General features: G+C 63.2%; 11 protein-coding genes. 3 read left to right on the forward strand and 8 right to left on the reverse strand.

Going from position 1 to position 17,744, the window contains the following annotated elements:
* Window positions 1–359: 359 nt before the first annotated feature.
* The 7 genes from IRI77_RS02275 to IRI77_RS02305 form a co-directional block, all read right to left on the reverse strand.
* Entirely contained in the window at window positions 360–1,475 is a 1,116-nt protein-coding gene (locus tag IRI77_RS02275) for an ABC transporter permease (protein WP_194450472.1), read from the reverse strand.
* Entirely contained in the window at window positions 1,472–2,404 is a 933-nt protein-coding gene (locus IRI77_RS02280; RefSeq protein WP_228486561.1) for an ABC transporter ATP-binding protein, read from the reverse strand. Before IRI77_RS02280 ends, IRI77_RS02275 begins: the two co-directional genes overlap by 4 nt.
* Window positions 2,401–3,279: an ABC transporter permease subunit gene (locus IRI77_RS02285; RefSeq protein ID WP_194450474.1), complete on the reverse strand. Its 879-nt coding sequence runs from the start codon at window positions 3,277–3,279 to the stop codon at window positions 2,401–2,403. The genes IRI77_RS02280 and IRI77_RS02285 overlap by 4 nt, the downstream gene beginning before the upstream one ends.
* Window positions 3,266–4,249, reverse strand: coding sequence for an ABC transporter ATP-binding protein (locus tag IRI77_RS02290; protein WP_194450475.1), 984 nt, complete (start codon window positions 4,247–4,249; stop codon window positions 3,266–3,268). The genes IRI77_RS02285 and IRI77_RS02290 overlap by 14 nt, the downstream gene beginning before the upstream one ends.
* Window positions 4,233–6,689, reverse strand: a complete 2,457-nt coding sequence (locus IRI77_RS02295) for a FecR domain-containing protein (RefSeq protein ID WP_194450476.1) — start codon at window positions 6,687–6,689, stop codon at window positions 4,233–4,235. The genes IRI77_RS02290 and IRI77_RS02295 overlap by 17 nt, the downstream gene beginning before the upstream one ends.
* 13 nt (window positions 6,690–6,702) lie before the next feature.
* Window positions 6,703–7,179 (reverse strand): RNA polymerase sigma factor, encoded by a 477-nt coding sequence (locus tag IRI77_RS02300; protein WP_194450477.1) that lies wholly within the window; start codon window positions 7,177–7,179, stop codon window positions 6,703–6,705.
* A 95-nt stretch (window positions 7,180–7,274) separates the two neighbouring features.
* Window positions 7,275–8,513: a hypothetical protein gene (locus tag IRI77_RS02305; protein WP_194450478.1), complete on the reverse strand. Its 1,239-nt coding sequence runs from the start codon at window positions 8,511–8,513 to the stop codon at window positions 7,275–7,277.
* Between the two features lie 162 nt (window positions 8,514–8,675).
* Here IRI77_RS02305 and IRI77_RS02310 point away from each other — a divergent pair, with 162 nt between their 5' ends.
* From IRI77_RS02310 to IRI77_RS02320, 3 genes are read left to right on the forward strand one after another with little or no spacing between them, the layout of a single operon-like run.
* A complete protein-coding gene (locus IRI77_RS02310; protein WP_194450479.1) occupies window positions 8,676–10,667 on the forward strand; it encodes an FAD-dependent oxidoreductase in 1,992 nt (663 codons plus the stop codon).
* A complete protein-coding gene (locus tag IRI77_RS02315) occupies window positions 10,667–14,059 on the forward strand; it encodes a TonB-dependent receptor (RefSeq protein WP_194450480.1) in 3,393 nt (1,130 codons plus the stop codon). Before IRI77_RS02310 ends, IRI77_RS02315 begins: the two co-directional genes overlap by 1 nt.
* Before the next feature lie 17 nt (window positions 14,060–14,076).
* The gene (locus tag IRI77_RS02320) at window positions 14,077–15,660 is read left to right on the forward strand and encodes an FAD-dependent oxidoreductase (protein ID WP_194450481.1); all 1,584 of its coding nucleotides are present in this window, start codon (window positions 14,077–14,079) and stop codon (window positions 15,658–15,660) included.
* A 265-nt stretch (window positions 15,661–15,925) separates the two neighbouring features.
* On the opposite strand, the gene IRI77_RS02325 is transcribed toward IRI77_RS02320, so the two are convergent.
* Window positions 15,926–17,584: a hypothetical protein gene (locus tag IRI77_RS02325; RefSeq protein WP_194450482.1), complete on the reverse strand. Its 1,659-nt coding sequence runs from the start codon at window positions 17,582–17,584 to the stop codon at window positions 15,926–15,928.
* Window positions 17,585–17,744 lie beyond the last annotated feature (160 nt).

Raw genomic sequence — 17,744 nt, forward strand, 5'->3', positions numbered from 1 at the left:
AACAGCGAAGCCACTTCCAGCTCAACCCGAAAAGCCCAAGAAGAGTTCCAACTCCAACCGCGACCCGCCCCCAGGGCACCCACTCCGGGAGCAACCGAACACTCCCCCCAGCCTTACCCCCGGCGCCAGCCGGGGGCCCGCCGCAACAGCGAAGCCACTTCCAGCTCAACCCGAAAAGCCCAAGAAGAGTTCCAACTCCAACCGCGACCCGCCCCCGGGGCACCCAATCCGGGAGCTACCGAACACTCCCCCCAGCATTACCCCCGGCGCAAGCCGGGGGCCCGCCGCATCAACGAAGCCACTTCCAGCTCAACCCGAAAAGCCCAACCCACGGCGACGCCGGCAGCCACCGCGTCCCCCTACTCCGTCCCGTAATTAATCTCCAGCCGCCGCACCGCCTTCGACGCCGCCCAAAGCACCAGCACGGTGACCCCCATCAACCCCAGGATCGCCCCCGCCTTTGACGAAGGCGCCGCCGGATTCAACAACATCTTCAATAACGGAGGAACATCGCTATCCAGAGGAGCCGGCACCGGGCACAACGACTGCAGGTAGTGCAGCACGCTCAGCTTCTGCAGCACGTCGGGCAGAAACCCGTTGATGCTCTCCCAGGCCAGCAGCACCGCCGCCGGGATAATCGGATTCCGCAACAGCAGGCCCGCCGCCACGAACACACTCCCATACCCGACACACCCCAGCACCGCCGCCACGCCGTACCACATCACATGACTCCAGCCCACGCTCTGCCAGTACGCCTGCATCTCCACCCCGCCGTGCGGCCACAGCATCGCCGCGTAGGACAACAGCGCGCCGCCCGTGAAGATCACGCACGACGCCGTCAAACCAGCCATATACTTGCCCAGCAGCAGCACCTCACGCCGCGTCGGGAAGAGAAACCAGAAGTGCAGAGTCTTGTCCAGCATCTCGCCCCGGAACAGGTTCATGAAGATGCCCAGGCACCCGAAGAAGATCGCCAGCCGCAGGTAGAAATACTGGAACACCGCCGCGAAAATCGACCGGTCTTCCTCGAAATTCCCCAAGTCCCGCACATTCTTGCTCTCCAGCATGCCGTTGACGAAATGCAGATACGCGCGCCGCTTGCCGTCGGAGTAAGCCAGGTGCCGGTGCCGCTCTAAATCCGGCAGCTCCTCATAGCGCCGCTGCCCGTTCGGCGCGTGCGTTTCCTTATACTTCCGACGGTTCCACTCGTTGTCGTCCGCCGGCTCGCCCAGCCGTTTCAACACCGCCGCATCCGTCTCGCCCCGCGACACGCTATCGATCATCGCCGCCGAAACTTTCGGGCCCGAGGCCATGCGCCGTTGCTGGAACTTCATATCCACCGCGTGCCCGATGAAAATCACCGAGGGGAACAAAGCCAGCAGGTACACCCACAGCGCCCGCTTCGAAAAGAACGCCCGCCGCATCTCGATCCGCGCAATCACCCACGCCTGGCTGGCCCGCGTCGACATCGTCATCGCCCACCCCCGATCAGATACTCATACAAGGCGTCCACGTTCTCGTCCGCCGGAATCACGCTCGTCACGTCGTGGCCGCTCAACGCGATCCTCGACAGCGCCCGCGCAAACTCTTCCCGGTTGCGCGTCAACACCAGCAGCCCCAGCTTGTCCTCGTTCAGCTTGATCTCCGTCACGTGCTCTTCATTGAACAGCAGCGACGCGATCTTCGAGGCATCCCGGCACCGGATGATGAACTGGCTCGGATGCTCGTGAATCTCCTCGCGCACCCCGCGGATCTCGCCCTCCGCCAGAATGCTGCCATTCGCGATCAGCACCACCTGATCGCTGATCACGTCCACTTCCTGCAGTACATGGCTCGACAGGATCACGTGCCGGCCCATCGCGGCATAGTCGCGGAACAACGCAATCGTCTCCGCCCGCACCAGCGGATCCAGCCCGTTCAACGGCTCGTCCAGCACCAGCACTTCCGGTTCATGCGCAATCGCCTGCGCCAGCCGCACCCTCTGCCGCATGCCCTTCGAATACGCAGCCACCTTGCGGTGCGCCGCCTCCGTCAGGCTCACGCGCTTCAGCGCTTCCCACGCCTTGTGCTCCGACTCCGCCTTCGAATACCCGTACAACTCGAGGCCCGTCGTCACAAACTGGAAACCCGACGCCCATCGCGGAGCCGCATCATACTGCGTCGCATACCCGCAGATCCGCATCAGCTTCTCGGGATCCTTCGGCGACAACCCGCGAACTGAAACCGACCCGCGATCCGGATGGATCAGCCCCATCATCAGGTTCATCAGCGTCGTCTTGCCGGACCCGTTCGGGCCCACCAGGCTCGTCAGCCCGGGCGGAATCCGCAGCGAAACCCGGTTGACGCCCAGCACCTCGCCATAGAACTTCGAGACGCTCTCGAAAACCACTTCCTGCTGGCTCACTTGATCACCTCCACCGGCCGCAGCTTGCGTTCCAGCACCAGGCCCAGCAGGCCTACCAGCACCAGCAGCGCCGCCGCGCATGCCAGCGAACCGGGCCCGTCCGGAGGATCGGCGCCCAGCATGTCGCTCCACACCACGTACATCGCCTTCGCCGGATTCAGCAGCACGCCCCAGTCCACGCGGAACACCGCATTCACCATCGAGGCCACGCCCGCTGTCACGAAGAAGAAGCCCAGCACCAGCGCGCCGGCCACGATCTTCCACTTCACATACGCCGAGCACGCCAACGCCACCAGGCTCACCATCAGAATCCACAGGAAGAACCCCAGCAGCAGCGCGCCCGCCATGCGCAGGTGATCCATCATCCAGCTCCATCCAGCCATGCCCGATTGAATCCCGAACAGCGTCAGACCCGGAATCCACGTCACCGTCGACAAAAGCCCCACCAGCACCAGCAGCCGCGCCAGCACATAGTCCTTGCGCGTCAACGGCCGGCTCAGATAGAGCGGCAGCGCGTTGTTCGCCAGGTCTGGTGCAATCAAACCCGGCCCGGCCATCGCCGCCAGCATGACGCTGAACACCGATTGCGCATTCATGAAGATGAGAAAGAACCTTGCGTTGATCTCCATGAACTTCGCCAGCCCGCCGTCCTGGCCGCGGTTATTGGTCAGACTCGCGAAGATCTCCAGGTGGTTCGACAGGTAAATGAACATGCCGCACAACAGCGGCCAGATCAGCGACGCCGTCAACAGCAGCACTACCAGCCTCTGTTGGAATAACCGCTCCCACGAAAATCTCGGCAGCGACAACAGCCGCGCCCAGTGCCCCGTCAGCGGACCCTGATACCGCTGGTATCCGCGCTTATAGACCGCCATTGGCCGCCACCTCCTGCGGAGCTGCCGCGCCCGGCGTCTTCGCCAGGTGTCCCACCGCCCGCAGGAAGATCTCTTCCAGCGTGTCGCGCCGGTGTGTCAGCTTTCTTACCCTCAACCCCTCGCCCGCCGTCACCTTCCACACCACGGCGATCTCCACGCCCGGCGGCAGCACAATGCGCCACCGGCCCTGTCCCTCGCTCACTCCATCGGCGCCCACCTTGTGCAGCCCTTCCAGCAGCCCGCTGTCGTCGCCGGAGACTTCCAGCTCCACGAAGAACCGGTTCGATTTCCGCTCCGCTTCCAGGTCGGCCTCGTGCACCACCACGCCGTCCTTTAGGATCACCACCTCGTCGCAGACCTCTTCCACGTCGCGCAGCAGGTGCGAACACAACACCACGTTCATCCCGTGGTCTTCCTTCATCTCTTTCACCAGCCGCAGCATTCTCTGCCGCGCCGCCGGATCCAGCCCGTTCGTCGGCTCGTCCAGGATCACCAGCGGCGGCCCGTGCACAATCGCCTGCGCCAGTTTCGCCATCTGCTTCATGCCCAGCGAATACGTGCCCAGGTCCCTGTACCGCGCCTCGCCCAGCCCCACGTGGAACAGCGTCTCGTGCGCTTTCTCCAGCGCGATCTCCTTGGGCAGCCCCGACAGCTCGCCCATCTGCCGCAGGAATCGCACCGCCGTCATATTCGAGATGAACGAGTCGCTCTCCGGCATGTAGCCGATTCGCGACCGCACTTCCCGAACCTGCTTGTGGCAGTCAAACCCCATGATTTTCGCCGTGCCCGACAGAGGCTGGTGAAACCCCAGCAGCGTCTGGATCAACGTCGACTTCCCGGCCCCATTCGGACCCAGTAGCCCAATCGCCCGGCCCTGGCCCGCAACGCCGAGCCGGCAGGAGATCCCCTTCAGGATCTCCCGCCGGCCCAGCTTCACTCTTAGGTTTTCGAGTTCAATTACTGGCGGCATTCTTCTGTATTTTCCGGTTGAGTTTCATCGAGCTTGCGTCGGCTGCCGTACCGGCCAGCATCCCGTCGAGAATCAGGCTCGTTAATCGAGTACGACTCGCGACACGGATTCGTTCCGTTTCTCCACTCACAACCACCAGAATCGGGTCCCGGTCCTGTGCAATCGACTTCAGCGCGTCGTTCGAAACAACCGCCGTCAACCCTTCCAGCGCGCCTTTCATGTTCAGCCACAGGAAGCCCGAAGGATGCACGCCCGCCGAGGCTGGCATGTACTGCACGAACTTCGCTGACCGCGTCAGGGCAAAACCGCCGTCCCGCGTCTTCAGCGCCCGCTGCGCCACACCCAGGTCCGTGCTCATCACGACGTAGCCCCGGTCATAGGTCCAGTACAGCGTCATCGGAGCCCCGGCCGCCTTGATCGTCATCCACAACCGGCCTTCAATCGTCTGCTGGCCCATCACCAGCTTCCGCGATTGATACTCCGCCGGCAGCTCCGCGTTGTGCGCATCCACCAGCTTTGCAATCGTGCCGTCCAGCGTGCCCGGCTTGTACACTTCCGCCGCGGCAATCCAGCCCGGAATCGGCAGGCTCGCATTCTCGATCGCCACCGCGAAGTCCGTGCCCAGCGCCGATGCCAGGTCCTTGCCGATGTCGATCCCCAACTTCGCCTGCGCCTCGTCCAGGTGGGTCTTGAACTTATCGTCCATCGTGCCCATCAGGTTCGTGATCTCCGTGAACATCTGGCTCGGCTCCTTCGTCGAACCCGAGAACGCCATCAGCGCGTCGCTCGTGATGTACTCCGATGCGCCCGACGCCCCCGCCGGAGCCAGCCACGAGGCAATCCCCGCTCTCGCTCCCGCGAAGTTCAACGTCGCTTCGTTCTCCTGCGAGCCGTCCTTCGACCGCAGTTCGAAGAACACCGTCTTCAGCGGTACTCCGCCCGTCAGTGCGCCCGCCTTCTCGGTCGAGCTCATCTGGAACGCCTGTGCGTTCAGCCCCAGCATCCAGCCCACGCCGCGCTGATAGTGCTGTGCCACCTCGGCCGCGAAGGCGCTGGTAGCACCCTGGCCCAGTTGCCCCATCGCCCACAGCAGGTGCGCCTGGTTGTCGGTGATCACTACCACCTTGTCGTTCACGCCGAAGTTCACGCCTTCCACCATCGGTGCCAGCGCCTTGCGCACCGCGGCCTGCTGGCCCGTGTTCACTTCCGCGATCACAAACGCCACCCGGTCGTGCTCGCCCGCCGGACCCTGCGCCAGTACGAAGCCGATCTCATCGCCCAGCAGCGGCATCACCGCCTCGACCTTGCCCAGCATCTCGCGCACTTTCTGGCCCTTGTCGGACTTCCACCACTCGGCGAACGTCGCGTTCTGCTCCGCTCTTTGCTCCGCCAGCCGCTCAGCCTCTTCCAGCGTCCCCGAGATGTTCGGAGCCGCGCCAAAGGCCATCACGTTCGAAGGCAGATACGCCACCAGCTTGGCCTGCGTCCGCATGGCCGGCGTCGGCAGCGCCGCAATCTGCTTCTCCAGCTTCGAGAACTCAGCCAGCAGCGCGAAATACTTCTCCTTCTCCGCGCTCCAGGCCACCGCTTCCTGCGCCGTCACCCCACTCAGGGCTGAGGTCGAGCCCGCAATCTCACCCGGCTTCAACGTCTTGTTGAAATTCGGCTGATCCACTTCCACGGCGCCTTCCACCACGGCCACAACTGAGCCGTTCATGCCCGTCGACACCGCGAACACCGTCCCCTTCACAGAGGCTTCGGAATCGCGCGTCCGCACCTTCAAGTGCCCGCGCCGCTGCTTTGCCGCCTGCACAATCACATCGCCGCGATCCAGTTGCACCGTCGCGCCGCTCCACGCCGCATGCACGAACAACTGGCTGCGCTCGTTCATCTCCACGGCCGAACCATCGGCCAGCCGCAGCACCGCATGCGACCCCGCGCCGGTGCGCACAATCTGCCCATCGGCCAACGTGGCGCCCGCGCCCATCGCCGTATCGGTCAAGCCGTACACCTGGCCCGATGCCCGCTCCAGCGTAGCCCGCGGACCCGACGGCGCCAGCAGCCCGTCGATCCGGTCCCGGCCCGTATACAAAGCCACCAGCCCGATGCTCGCCGCCAGAGCCCAGCGCTGCCACACCGGCCTCGGCTTCCTGACAGCCACGGCGGGCAGGACGACCACCTTCCGTTCCCCTTTGGCTTCCGCGTAAATGCGCCGGCATTCCGCGCACCGCCCCAGGTGATCGTCCATCAACGCCCGCCGGTTCTCAGCCAGCTCACCCCTCAGGTAAGCCGGGAGCTCCGCTTGAAATTCCATGCACAGCGACGGGACCTGCCCCATCAGCTTGCGCAATACCCGCTCCTGCGCCGCTGCCATCTCCCCGGTTGGCACAGGCTCGTTTCTCAGTGCTTCCAACGCTTGATCCAGACGCTCTTCCGACATGTCCATATCCCCCTTACTTCCCGAGTTCCGCCTGCAACACTTGCCGGATGCGGTGCAGCTTCACCGCCACCCTCGCCTTGTCCACATTGAAGATCTCCGCAATTTCCCCATTGCTGAGCCCTTCCACATACCGCAAAAGGAACATCTCGGCGTCGTCCTTGGGCAGTGCCGCCACGGCCTGCCGCAGCGTCTCCTTTAAGAGATAGGTGGATTCCTTCACCGCCTTCGGCCCGCTCGCTTCCAGCGGAGCCTCCGCCTTCGATGCCTTCGATCTCAAAATGTCGATCGCCGCGTTCGTCGCCGCCCGCCGGAAATACCGGTCGGGATGCCCCTGTGGATCCACGCCGTCAGCCCGGTTCCACACCCGCATGAAGACGGTTTGCAGCGCATCTTCCGCATCCGCCGTATTGCCGGTGACGCGCAAAGCGCTTTTGTACACGATGGCTGAGTATTGGTTGTAGAGTTCTGTGAATCCTGGTGGCGGGTTCATATGTACCGTTACGCTAGACGTCGCCAGGCTGAGTGATCCCATATTCCGGTTGCCTCAGCCACCTATACGGGCCGTCTTGCGCCTTTATTTCAAACTCAATCGAGCACGCGGACGAACTCGAAGTACGTCTGCAGGCTGTAACTGTCAATCGACTCGGTCCTGACCACGACCTGGAACTTTCTTGGCCAGCGGCCCCCGAACCGTTTCTCGAGCTGGGCCAGGCCCTCAGTCGAGGTGTAGAACTTCGCTCCTGCTTCCGAACCGTCCGAATTGATTCCGGAGAAGATGATCAGCCTCCGGCGGCTGGCCTGATCCGTTGGCAGCACCGTCACTAAACCATAGTTAAGACGCAGGTTATCGGTCGCGTACCACCACTCCGTCTCGCCCTTCCGGGGACTGCGGTTGTGGACGCCCAGGCGCCGGTGCTCGGGGTTGTACTCCACCGTCATGCCGCCCTCGGGCATCAGCGAACTCACCGTTTCGCTGTACTCGGGCCGCCCGATCAGCACCGCGTTCCTCTCCCTAAGTGCCACGGCATGAGTACGATAGGCAGGAATCGTCTCCACATGCGCGCCGCGCGCCGCCAGGGCCTGGGTCACCACCAGCGCGGCCGAGGCGTCGCCCCATAAAGGAGAATGATGGTTGGGATGCAGGAACGCGGTCTTGCCTAATGGATGGTTCCGCCACCGTGTGTACCACTGCTCGAAGCCGGGCGTGCGGTCGATCTCGGTCCGAAATGCCGGATCGCCTGTCGGCGGCGGATCGTTCCCAAAATCACGGACATACAGTTGGAGTGGCGTCGCCAGGGCGATCGTGACTTCCGTGCCCGGTTCCACCATCGGACCCCAGGCCGCCTTCAAAAACCGCTCGCTCTCCGGCTGGCTGCGCGAGGACCACAGACGCCATCCGCCCACCAGCAAAGCCACGGTCAGCGCCCCTAAGACGAACGGCAGCCACGGCTTAGGCCGGCTCACCGGTTTCTCGTCCTGCGTCTGGACTACATACTTGACGCCGTAGGAGCCTTTCGGGATCTCCAGCCGGAACTCGGCTGCACTGGCCTCGCCGCCGTAGTACTCCTCCAGCTTTTTTCGCAGCGAATGAATACGAGTCCGTACGGAAGAGTCGGTCTCAGGCGAGAAATCCGCCGGCCGCCCCAGCGCCTGCACCCCGATCTCGTACTCGGTGACGGCGTTGGCCCGGCCCTGCTGTTCCTGCTGGCAAAGGTACTCGAGCAGCGCCTTGGACTGGTCCGACCGCCGGAACGCGGCGCTCTCCAGAATGCTCTTTAAGGCCTGCTGCTTTTGCTCGGCTGTGTACGGGGCCGGCCGTGACATCGCGACCCCGAGAGTAACACAAACTCACCCCTGGGAACACCCGCATAACAAACTCGTAACGGCTGCACCACGCTCATTCCAAAGGGCCAATCAAAGAACATCGGCTTGACAACAAGATGCTGGCCCGCCGCTGCCCGCCTGGCGTTTCATGGCTAAAACGGTATGTCTCGCATCGCGTTTCTGCTCTTTGTGGCCACGGCCTGCCACGCCCAGGTCGATGTCCTGATCGTCGGCGGCAGCAGTTCCGGCATCGGAGCCGCCATCGGAGCCGCCCGGCTCGGCGGTTCCGTCCTCCTGGTCGAAGACACCCCCGTCCTGGGCGGCATGCTCTCCAACGGCATCTCCAACATTGATTCCTACTCCTACGAGTCGTTGAGCGGCGTCTTTGATGAGTTCCGTCAACAGGTTCGGGCGCACTACGGCTACTCGGGGCCTCTTCCTCCGCACAAAGCCTCCCATGTCGATGGACATTCGTTCGCGGCCCATCAGGCCGAAGCCGGAGGCCGCTGGGAGCCCCACGTCGCCGCCCGTATCTTCCAGCAGATGGCCGCCCGGTACCCCAATCTCCAGATCCGCTATCGCACTGTCGCCACGGGAGTTGTCATGGACGGCCGGCGCATCGTCGGGGTCCATTTCGAAGACGAAAAAGGTCAGAAGAGCACCGTCCTGGCGAAGGTCGTGGTCGACGCCACGCATGAAGGCGACATCGCCGCCTGGGCCGGCGCACCCTATCGTGTTGGCCGGGAAGCCCGCTCTCCGCTCGAGCCGCATGCCGGCCACATGTTCTTTTACAACGCCACCAACGAGATCCTGCCGGGCTCGACCGGACGCCAGGATCAGGCGATTCCGTCGTCCGGTTTGCGGGTCTGTATCAAAAAGTACCCTTCCGGTGCACCCCTCGTCGCTCGCCCCGCCGGCTACGATCCCGAGCAGTTCAAGTACAGCTCAAAGGGTTTATCTACAGAGGTTCCTGGCGAAAAGTTCGAGATGAACGTGAACCCGATCGGCAACGAGATCCAGGAGCTGAACTGGACCTGGCCGGAGGGTTCCCTCGCGGAGCGCCGGAGACTCTACGAACTCCACAAGAATCGGGCACTCAGCTATCTCTACTATCTGCAGCACGATCTCGGCCGGACTGATCTGGGGTTGGCCGACGACGAGTTCGTCGACAACGGGAATTTGCCCTACCGGGTATTTATCCGCGAGGCGCGGCGGGTTGAGGGGGAGGTCATGATGACCGAAGCCGACATCAACCCCTTCCTGAGCGGCAACACCTGGCTGACGCCCTTCCGGCCGGACAGCATCGCCGTCGGGGAGTACCCCATCGACGCCAAGCCGGTCCGGCCCAAGACGGACTTCACGAAGCCGGACAAGGGCGAGGGCGACTTCTATCTGATCGACGTAACCACCGCGTTCCAAGTGCCTTACGGAGCGATGGTCCCCAAACAGGTGGAGGGGCTGCTGGTGCCCACGGCGCTCTCCGCGACCCACGTGTCGTTCTCGGCCGTCCGCATGGATCCCACCTGGACGGTCCTTGGCCAAGCCGCCGGCGTCGCGGCCGCGCTTTCCGCCAAAACACAGGTCAGCCCGCGCCAACTGGCTGTCAGCAAAGTACAAAGCGAGTTGCTCAGGCAGAAGGCCCGGCTGGTTTTCTACTGGGATCTTCCGCTGGATCACCCCGCGTTCGAGGCGATCGAGACGCTCTCGCTGCGCGGTTCCTTCCGCGGCTTCCCGGATCGGACCTTCCACCCCGACGCTTCGCTCACCCGGGCCCAGGCCGCCGCACTGATTGTAAAGCACTTCGGGCTCTGGCCCAGCGTCAGCGGCCATCATTTTACGGACGTCCCATATACGCATTGGGCGTTCCGTGATGTCGAGACGCTGCACGACCAGCACGTGCTGGAATTGCTGGGCCTGCCGCCGCTGTGGCCCCAGGCCGGTCCCTATCGCGGCCCTGTTCACGCCGGCTTTGCCAAGCCGGCTACTGCTCGTCAATTTCTTCCGGATCAACTAGTTACGTCACAAGAGTGGAGAAACTTGTTGAACCGTTTCCGCTCCAATTCGCTACCTCCACTGCCTCCCGGCCCAGTCTCGCGGGCGAGGGCGGCGCTGGATCTCTATTCACTGCCCGTTCAAGAGGGAGTCAATCCATAATGCGCTTCAGGACACTGTCTGTCACGGCGTTGCTTGCCTTCTCGCTGGCCCTGTCAGCCCTGGCACAGAACGCCCAAATTACTGGAATGGTGAAGGATCCGACCGATGCCCCCGTCGCCGGAGCCACCGTCAATATCATCGCCACCGATACCGGGACGTCACGCCTGGTCGTGACGAGCTCCGAGGGGTACTACACCGCTCCGCTGCTGCCGCGCGGCCGGTACGAAGTAGTGGTTGAGATGAAAGGCTTCAAAGGCTCAAGAAATAAGGACTTGTTATTAGAGGAAGGCCAGTCGCTCCGCCTCGATATCCGGCTGGAGATGGGCCAGGTGAGCGAGACGGTGGAGGTGGTCGCGTCAGCCGGATTGCTGAGCACGGAGACTACCTCGGTATCGACGGTTGTCCCCAACCAGCGCGTGGTCGATCTGCCGCTGAGCGGCCGCAACCCCTTGCTGCTGGCGAACTTAGTGCCCGGTGTGCGACCGGTCGGGTCGTTTGGCGGCATGACCGTTTCGAGCTTCGACGGCTCCCGGGTATCGATCGCCGGAGGCGCCCCCAGTACCAACAACTTCATGGTGGATGGAGTCGCGGCAGAGAACTTTGCCTCGGGCGGCATCCAGATTACTCTCTCACCGGATGCCACGGAAGAGTTCCGCGTCATCACGCGCAACCCCAGCGCCGAGTATGGCCGGACGGGCGGCGGCATCGCCAATTTCGTCAGCAAGGCGGGTACGAACGACTGGCACGGTTCGGCCTTTGAGTTCCTGAAAAATAAGCAGTTAAACGCCAACAGCTTCTTCAGCAACTACGCCGGGGCGAAGCGCGCTCCGTTCGTCTTCAACCAGTACGGCGCCACGCTGGGCGGGCCAGTCAGGAAAGACCAGACGTTCTTCTTCTTCAACTGGGAGAAGGTCGCCCAGCGCGGCCAGGACCAGACCTTCCGCACGGTTCCGACCGACCTGCAACGCAAGGGCGACTTCAGCCAGACGTTGGACGCCGCGGGCCGGCAGGTGCAGATCTACGATCCCCTGACGACCGTTCCCAATCCGGCCAAGCCGGGCTCGTACCTGCGCAGCCCGCTGCCCGGCAATGCGATTCCGGCCAATCGAATCAACGCGGTAGCGGCCGCCGTGTCCTCCTACTATCCAGCCTCTAATACGGCAGGCAACGCTTTCACCCGGACCAACAACTTCTTCGGCCAGGCCTCGGCGCCGGTCGATAAAGACGTTTATGGAGTGCGAGTCGATCATAACTTCAACCAGAGCCGCCGCATCTTCGGGCGCTATACCTATGACAAGACGTTCCGGGGCTCCTCCAACTTCTATGACAACGTGGCGGAGACCAACACGAGCGACCTGCCGTTCAAGCGCAACAGCGCTGTTCTCAGCTACATAGAGACGCTGCGGCCGACCCTGCTGCTGGAGACCCGCGTGGGTTTGAATCGCTACTTCACGCCGCGCGTGACGCGCAGCTACGGCTTTGATGTCACCAAGCTCTCGATGAATGCTATCGTCAACAGCCAGATGCAGTTACCGGTCTTCCCCAGTTTCAGTGTCGGCGACATGAGCGGGCTCGGCGCGGCCGCGGACGATCACCTGATCCAGGCTAACGATTCCTACACGGCGGCGGGGTCGGTCACGTGGATCCGCTCGGCGCATAACCTCAAATTTGGCACGGAGTTCCGGACCTATCGCGCCAACAACAACCAGATGTGCGGCTCGATTCTGGCGCTGGGTTTTGGGCGTGGGTTCACGCAGGGCTCCGACCCGAATGCGACGGCCACGAATGCCGGCTTCGGGTATGCCTCGTTCCTGCTGGGCGACGCCAGCAGCGGCGGGTTAACCCGTTGCCCGACTGTCACTTACCAAGTTCCTTACGGCGCTGTCTACGCGCAGGACGATTGGAAGGTGACTCCGCGTATCACCTTAAACCTTGGCTTGAGGTATGAGGTGGAAGGTGCTCTCACTGATCGATATAATGCGATGTCCATGTGGGATCCGACGGCCTCGTACTCCAGCGGCGGTGTGAACATGACCGGCGGCCTGGTCTATCCGGGTGTCAACGGCTTGGGCCGGGGCAACCGCCAGGTGTCGTACAAGGACTTCGAGCCGCGCCTAGGCCTTTCGTATCAACTGTTTAAGAAAACGGTGCTGCGCGCCAGCTACGGCATCCTGCACCTGCCCACGACCGGTGTGATCATTCGCGTGGGCCAGAGCGGCTTCTCGGCCAGTTCGTCGATGGTGACCTCGGTGGATGGCGGCTTTACGCCGACAGGCAACATCGCCAATCCGTTTCCGGATGGCATCAACCTGCCCAGCGGGTCGTCGCAGGGTCTTCTGACCGGGATCGGCACGAGCATCGGCGGCAACCTGTTGAATCTACAGCGCGGGTACAGCCAACAGTGGAACTTCAACGTGCAGCAGGAGCTGGGCGGAGGCTGGATTGTGGAGCTGGGGTACATGGGCAACCGGGGCGTCTCGTTGCCGGCCAACAGGACGTTTCACTACCTGCCGCAGTCGACGCTGTCGCAGGGTACTGCGCTGCAGCAGTTGGTGCCTAACCCCTTTGCTGCCATCGTGAAAACGGGTCCGCTGGCGCAGGCGAACGTGACCCGGGCGACGCTGTTGAACTACTATCCGCAGTTCAGCGGCTCCAGCGGTTTGGACTCGTGGGCCGATTCGATCTACCACGCCGCGACGATGCGGCTGGAGAAGCGTTTCTCGCACGGGTTGTCGCTGCTGGCTTCGTACACCTTCTCGAAGCTCATCGACAACAATCTGGGCAATGGAGTCAACGGCTTCGCCGATGGTGGGGACAACGGCGTGCAGAACTGGGACAACCTGCGGGCGGAGCGCGCGGTGTCGACCTCCGATCTGCCGCAACGCCTTGTGATGACAGCGAGTTACGAGCTGCCGTTCCTGAAGGATTCGAAGGGGCTCGCGAAGGCGGTGCTCGGCGGGTGGCAGCTCAACCCGATCGTCACGCTGCAAAGCGGCAACGTGATTTCGGTGACGGCGAATGCTCCGGCGTTCGGCGGCGGGCGGCCTGATCTGATTGGAGATCCGTCAGTTAGCAATCCAAACATCGACAATTGGTTGAACAAGGCGGCGTTCGCTCCGATCCAGCCGTTTACGTTTGGGAATGCTCCGCGCAATCTCCCGACCGTGCGGACCGACGGCATGCAGAACATTGACCTTTCGGTGCTGAAGAACTTCCGGTTGAAAGAGCGCTACAAGGTACAGTTCCGGGCAGAGTTCTTTAACCTGACGAACACGCCCACATTCGGCAATCCGACGGCGAACATCAGTTCGGGTAGCTTCGGGACGATCCGGTCGTTGGCGACGAATACGGGTCCGCGGAACATCCAGTTGGCGTTGAAGTTCCTCTTCTAGTCATGAATCTCCATTGCTTGACGAAAGCAACAATATTACTTGCCGGTGTCAACTTGTTTGGCGCCGCGCGAACGGTGCAGGATGTGGTCGTTTACGGTGGGACAGCCGCGGGAGTCACCGCGGCTGTCCAGGCCGCCCGGATGGGCAAGAAAGTGGCCCTGGTCGCTCCGGAGAAACATGTCGGGGGGATCTCGGTGGAGGGCCTCGGCGGATCGGATATCGATAATCACGACTTCCGAAACAGTATAGCCGTGGGCGGATTGGCGCTCGAATTTTACACGCGAGTCGGCCAGAAGTATGGGAAGCCGAAGCCGGTGTGGCGGTTTGAGCCGCATGTGGCCGAGGCGGTGTTCGAGGACATGTTGGAACAGAATCATGTCCCGGTGTTTCGGGCCCGGCGGCTGAAGGAGCCGCTCCCCTCGGCCGTGGTTTGGGACGAGGGCAAGAGGTTGAAGGCGATCGTGACGGAGTCGGGCGAGGTGTTCGAGGGGCGGCAGTTCATCGACGCTTCGATTGAAGGCGACCTGCTGTTCGCGGCGGGAGTGGAGACGGTGATCGGCCGGGAGTCGAACTCGAAGTATGGGGAGAAGATGAACGGGATCCGGGCGGTGAACGATTACCGGCAGTTTCCGGTGCGGGTGGATCCTTACAAGGTACCCGGGGTGGCTTCGAGCGGGTTGATTGCAACAATCCAGGATGAGGAGTTCGGGGTGCCGGGCTCTGGCGATGCCCGGGTGCAGGGGTACTGCTTTCGGTTGTGCTTGACGCGGCGGCCGGAGAACCGGCTCGCGATCAGTCAGCCGGCCCACTATGATCCTGCGCAGTATGAGATCTACCGGCGGTATGCGAAGGCGGGTGGGCATCTGTTTGCCCCGCAGGAGAACGTGCCGAATGGGAAGACGGACCTGGGGTCGTGGCACGACCTTTCGGCGAATCTGTATGGGATGAACTCTGCGTATCCGGGCGGGTCGTATGCGGTGCGGGCGCAGGTGTATCAGCAGCACCTGGAGTTTACGTGGGGACTGCTGTACTTTCTTGCGCACGATGCGGGGCTGCCGGAGAGTGTGCGGGCGGCCTGGCGGGCGTGGGGTCTGTGCAAGGACGAGTTCACCGATAACGGGGGGTGGCCGCGGCAGATCTATGTGCGGGATGCGCGGCGGATGGTCTCTGATTATGTGTTGACGGAGGCGCATACGCGGCGGGTGAATGCTCCGCTGGTGGAGGATGGGGTGGCGGTGGCGTATTGGCCTCCGGATGTACACCATGTGCGGCGGATTGTGAAGGATGGGGCGGCTTATAACGAAGGGTTTGTGTTTGGCGGGCAGGAGTGGGGGCCGTTCAGTATTCCGTACCGGGCTTTGACGCCGAGACGGCGGGAGGCGGTGAATCTGCTGGCGGCTGCGTGTCCGTCGTCGTCGCATGTGGCGTACGGGGCGGTGCGGTTGGAGTGGACGTTCATGGCGCTGGGGCAGGCGGCGGGGGTGGCGGCGGCGTTGGCGGACGGGGCTGTGCAGGATGTGCCGTATCCCCGGTTGAGACGGGTTTTGGTGGAGGCCGGGGCGGTGGTGTCGGTGCAGGGGGTGACGGGGTTGGCTCATTGAGGAGGGGACTGTTGGTGGAGGGGGCCGTTGGGATTGGGGCGGGCCCCCGGCTTGCGCCGGGGGTAAGGCTGGGGGGGCTTTTGGGCGGGGTGGGGGCTGAGGTTGAGGGAACTTCCGTTGGTGGGGGGACGGTCCGCTCTGCCCACGTCGACCTTCTTGTGCCTTGGGGCTTCTTTGGCTGGGGGCAGAGAGGACCGTCCCCGCGGCTGGTTGCGTTGGGATGGCTTGGGCTGGGGAGACGTCCTCGGCGGTGTCGCCGACGGCGCTAGGGTTGGAGGGCCAGGTCGAACCTCAGCAATTGTGGGTTCGGGTCTGTCTTGAATTCGCAGACTACTCGCTGGAGGTGATCGGGCGTCGATGGAAGACGCGCCGGCATTACGAGGTTCACCTGGTAGAGCCCGAATTGGCCGGGCACCAGGCCCGCATACGGCATCTCGAGACGGGATGAAGGGTCGGAAGTGTTCCAACTGCAGAGGAGATTGTTCTGGAGCGTTGGCTCCGGCGTTGCGGGTTGGGGCTTGCCTGTCTCTACCGGGGCCGCTACCGGGCCGAGGCCTAGGGCATAGAAATAGAGCGACTCTCCGGGCAGGGCCGGGTTGTCCAGGGTTACGGGTTGCTGCGTGTCCGCGTGCCTCGGCACATCGTAGATGTCCGGGTAGAGGGTGTTGACGGCGGCCTGGAATTGCTGGGGTTCCACAAGCGGGTACTCCGCCTGGGTCTGCAAGACCACCTGGGTTTCGGGGGCAGCGGCGCACTCCCAGGGCACCTGAACGAGGAGTTCGCCGGGCTTGGCCTGGAGGATGGGCGCGGGCCGGCCTCCGATGGTCACCTGGAGATCCGGTTCATCCAGGGCGGTCCCTTTGATCAGCATGGCCGAGCCGATGGCTCCGTGGAGAGATTCCGTTTCCACGTGGGCGGTGCGGCCTAGGATCTCCGTTACTTTGGGCTCCTCGACTTCCATGCGGAGCAGTCGCCCTCCGAAGGTGAGGGCGTAGGCGACGCGGCCATTGCCGGAGAGGATGGCGGTCTGGATGCCGTCGGTTTCGCTGGTGAGTTGGCGGACTCCGGTGCCGTCGGCGTTGAGGACGAAGACCTGGCTGCCGCTGACGGTGAGGATGAGGGATGCGTCGTTGCTGACGGCGGGCTGGCTGAAGTCGGCTGGGCCCTCCAGCACGGTGACGAGTTCGCCGGAGGTGAGGTCGAGGCGGCGGACCCGGCTGTACTGGTTGTAGGGCGCGGGCCAACGGGAAGTGAAGATGATGGAGCGGCCTTCGGCGTCGATGGCGGCGCCTTCGATGGTTTCGCTCTGGAAGGTGACGCGTTGGAGGGCTCCGCGCTGGAACAGTTGGAGGTCGTCGTCGTACTTGAGCAGGACTGTGCCGTCGTTGGTGATCATGCGGCCGGAGGGGGCGAAGGAGTTGTAGGGGAGGGGCCAGGATTCTCCGGTTTCGAGATCCCACTCGCTGCGGCGGGCTCCGGTGGGTCGGGGGATGCCGGTGATGGTGGCGGCGAGGTAGCGGCCGTTCTGGCTGAGGCGGGCGGGTCCGGCGTAGTCGAGGGGTTCGCCCCGGCCGCGCACCGTGGTGACGGTGTTGACCATTGAGCCGCAGATGTTTTCGCGGCAGAGGCGGCTGGCGGCGATGGCGCTGATGCGGCCGTCTCCGGAGACGTCGATGCCGGAAATGTTGTAGTAATTCGAGATTCTGTTTACCGGGGCTTCGACCATTTCCAGGGTCCGGGCTTCCTGGAGGGCGAGGCCCTGGGCGTCGATTCGGAAGGATTTGCCATGGGCGGGTTGAGCGGCGCCCTCTTGGATGGAGGGCGTGGTGAAGTAGAGGATGCTGCCATCGTCGGTCGTGCTGAGGCTGGCGATTTGGGCTTGCAGGGAGGCGGCTAGGAGGAGGGCGAGAATTGCGAGTTTCACGGGATGGGCTCCGGTTTTGGTCGGGCGAAATGTGCGATCGATTTTTTGGGAATCGAGATATTGATTATTTCGGATGTGTTTATCTTATCGTGTTTCGGGAGGGGTGATTCGGCGGGTGGATCTCCGGGGGTGAGTGTCCTGTTGGTGGTGGGGGCCGTTG

Source organism: Paludibaculum fermentans, assembly GCF_015277775.1.
Classification (GTDB): domain Bacteria; phylum Acidobacteriota; class Terriglobia; order Bryobacterales; family Bryobacteraceae; genus Paludibaculum; species Paludibaculum fermentans.

Bases quoted from the DNA above. Each gene is read 5' to 3' on its own strand.
- IRI77_RS02315 (WP_194450480.1), top strand. From the start codon at position 10,667: ATGCGCTTCAGGACACTGTCTGTCACGGCGTTGCTTGCCTTCTCGCTG.
- IRI77_RS02305 (WP_194450478.1), bottom strand. From the start codon at position 8,513: ATGTCACGGCCGGCCCCGTACACAGCCGAGCAAAAGCAGCAGGCCTTA.
- IRI77_RS02285 (WP_194450474.1), bottom strand. From the start codon at position 3,279: ATGGCGGTCTATAAGCGCGGATACCAGCGGTATCAGGGTCCGCTGACG.
- IRI77_RS02295 (WP_194450476.1), bottom strand. From the start codon at position 6,689: ATGTCGGAAGAGCGTCTGGATCAAGCGTTGGAAGCACTGAGAAACGAG.
- IRI77_RS02310 (WP_194450479.1), top strand. From the start codon at position 8,676: ATGTCTCGCATCGCGTTTCTGCTCTTTGTGGCCACGGCCTGCCACGCC.
- IRI77_RS02290 (WP_194450475.1), bottom strand. From the start codon at position 4,249: ATGCCGCCAGTAATTGAACTCGAAAACCTAAGAGTGAAGCTGGGCCGG.
- IRI77_RS02275 (WP_194450472.1), bottom strand. From the start codon at position 1,475: ATGACGATGTCGACGCGGGCCAGCCAGGCGTGGGTGATTGCGCGGATC.
- IRI77_RS02300 (WP_194450477.1), bottom strand. From the start codon at position 7,179: ATGAACCCGCCACCAGGATTCACAGAACTCTACAACCAATACTCAGCC.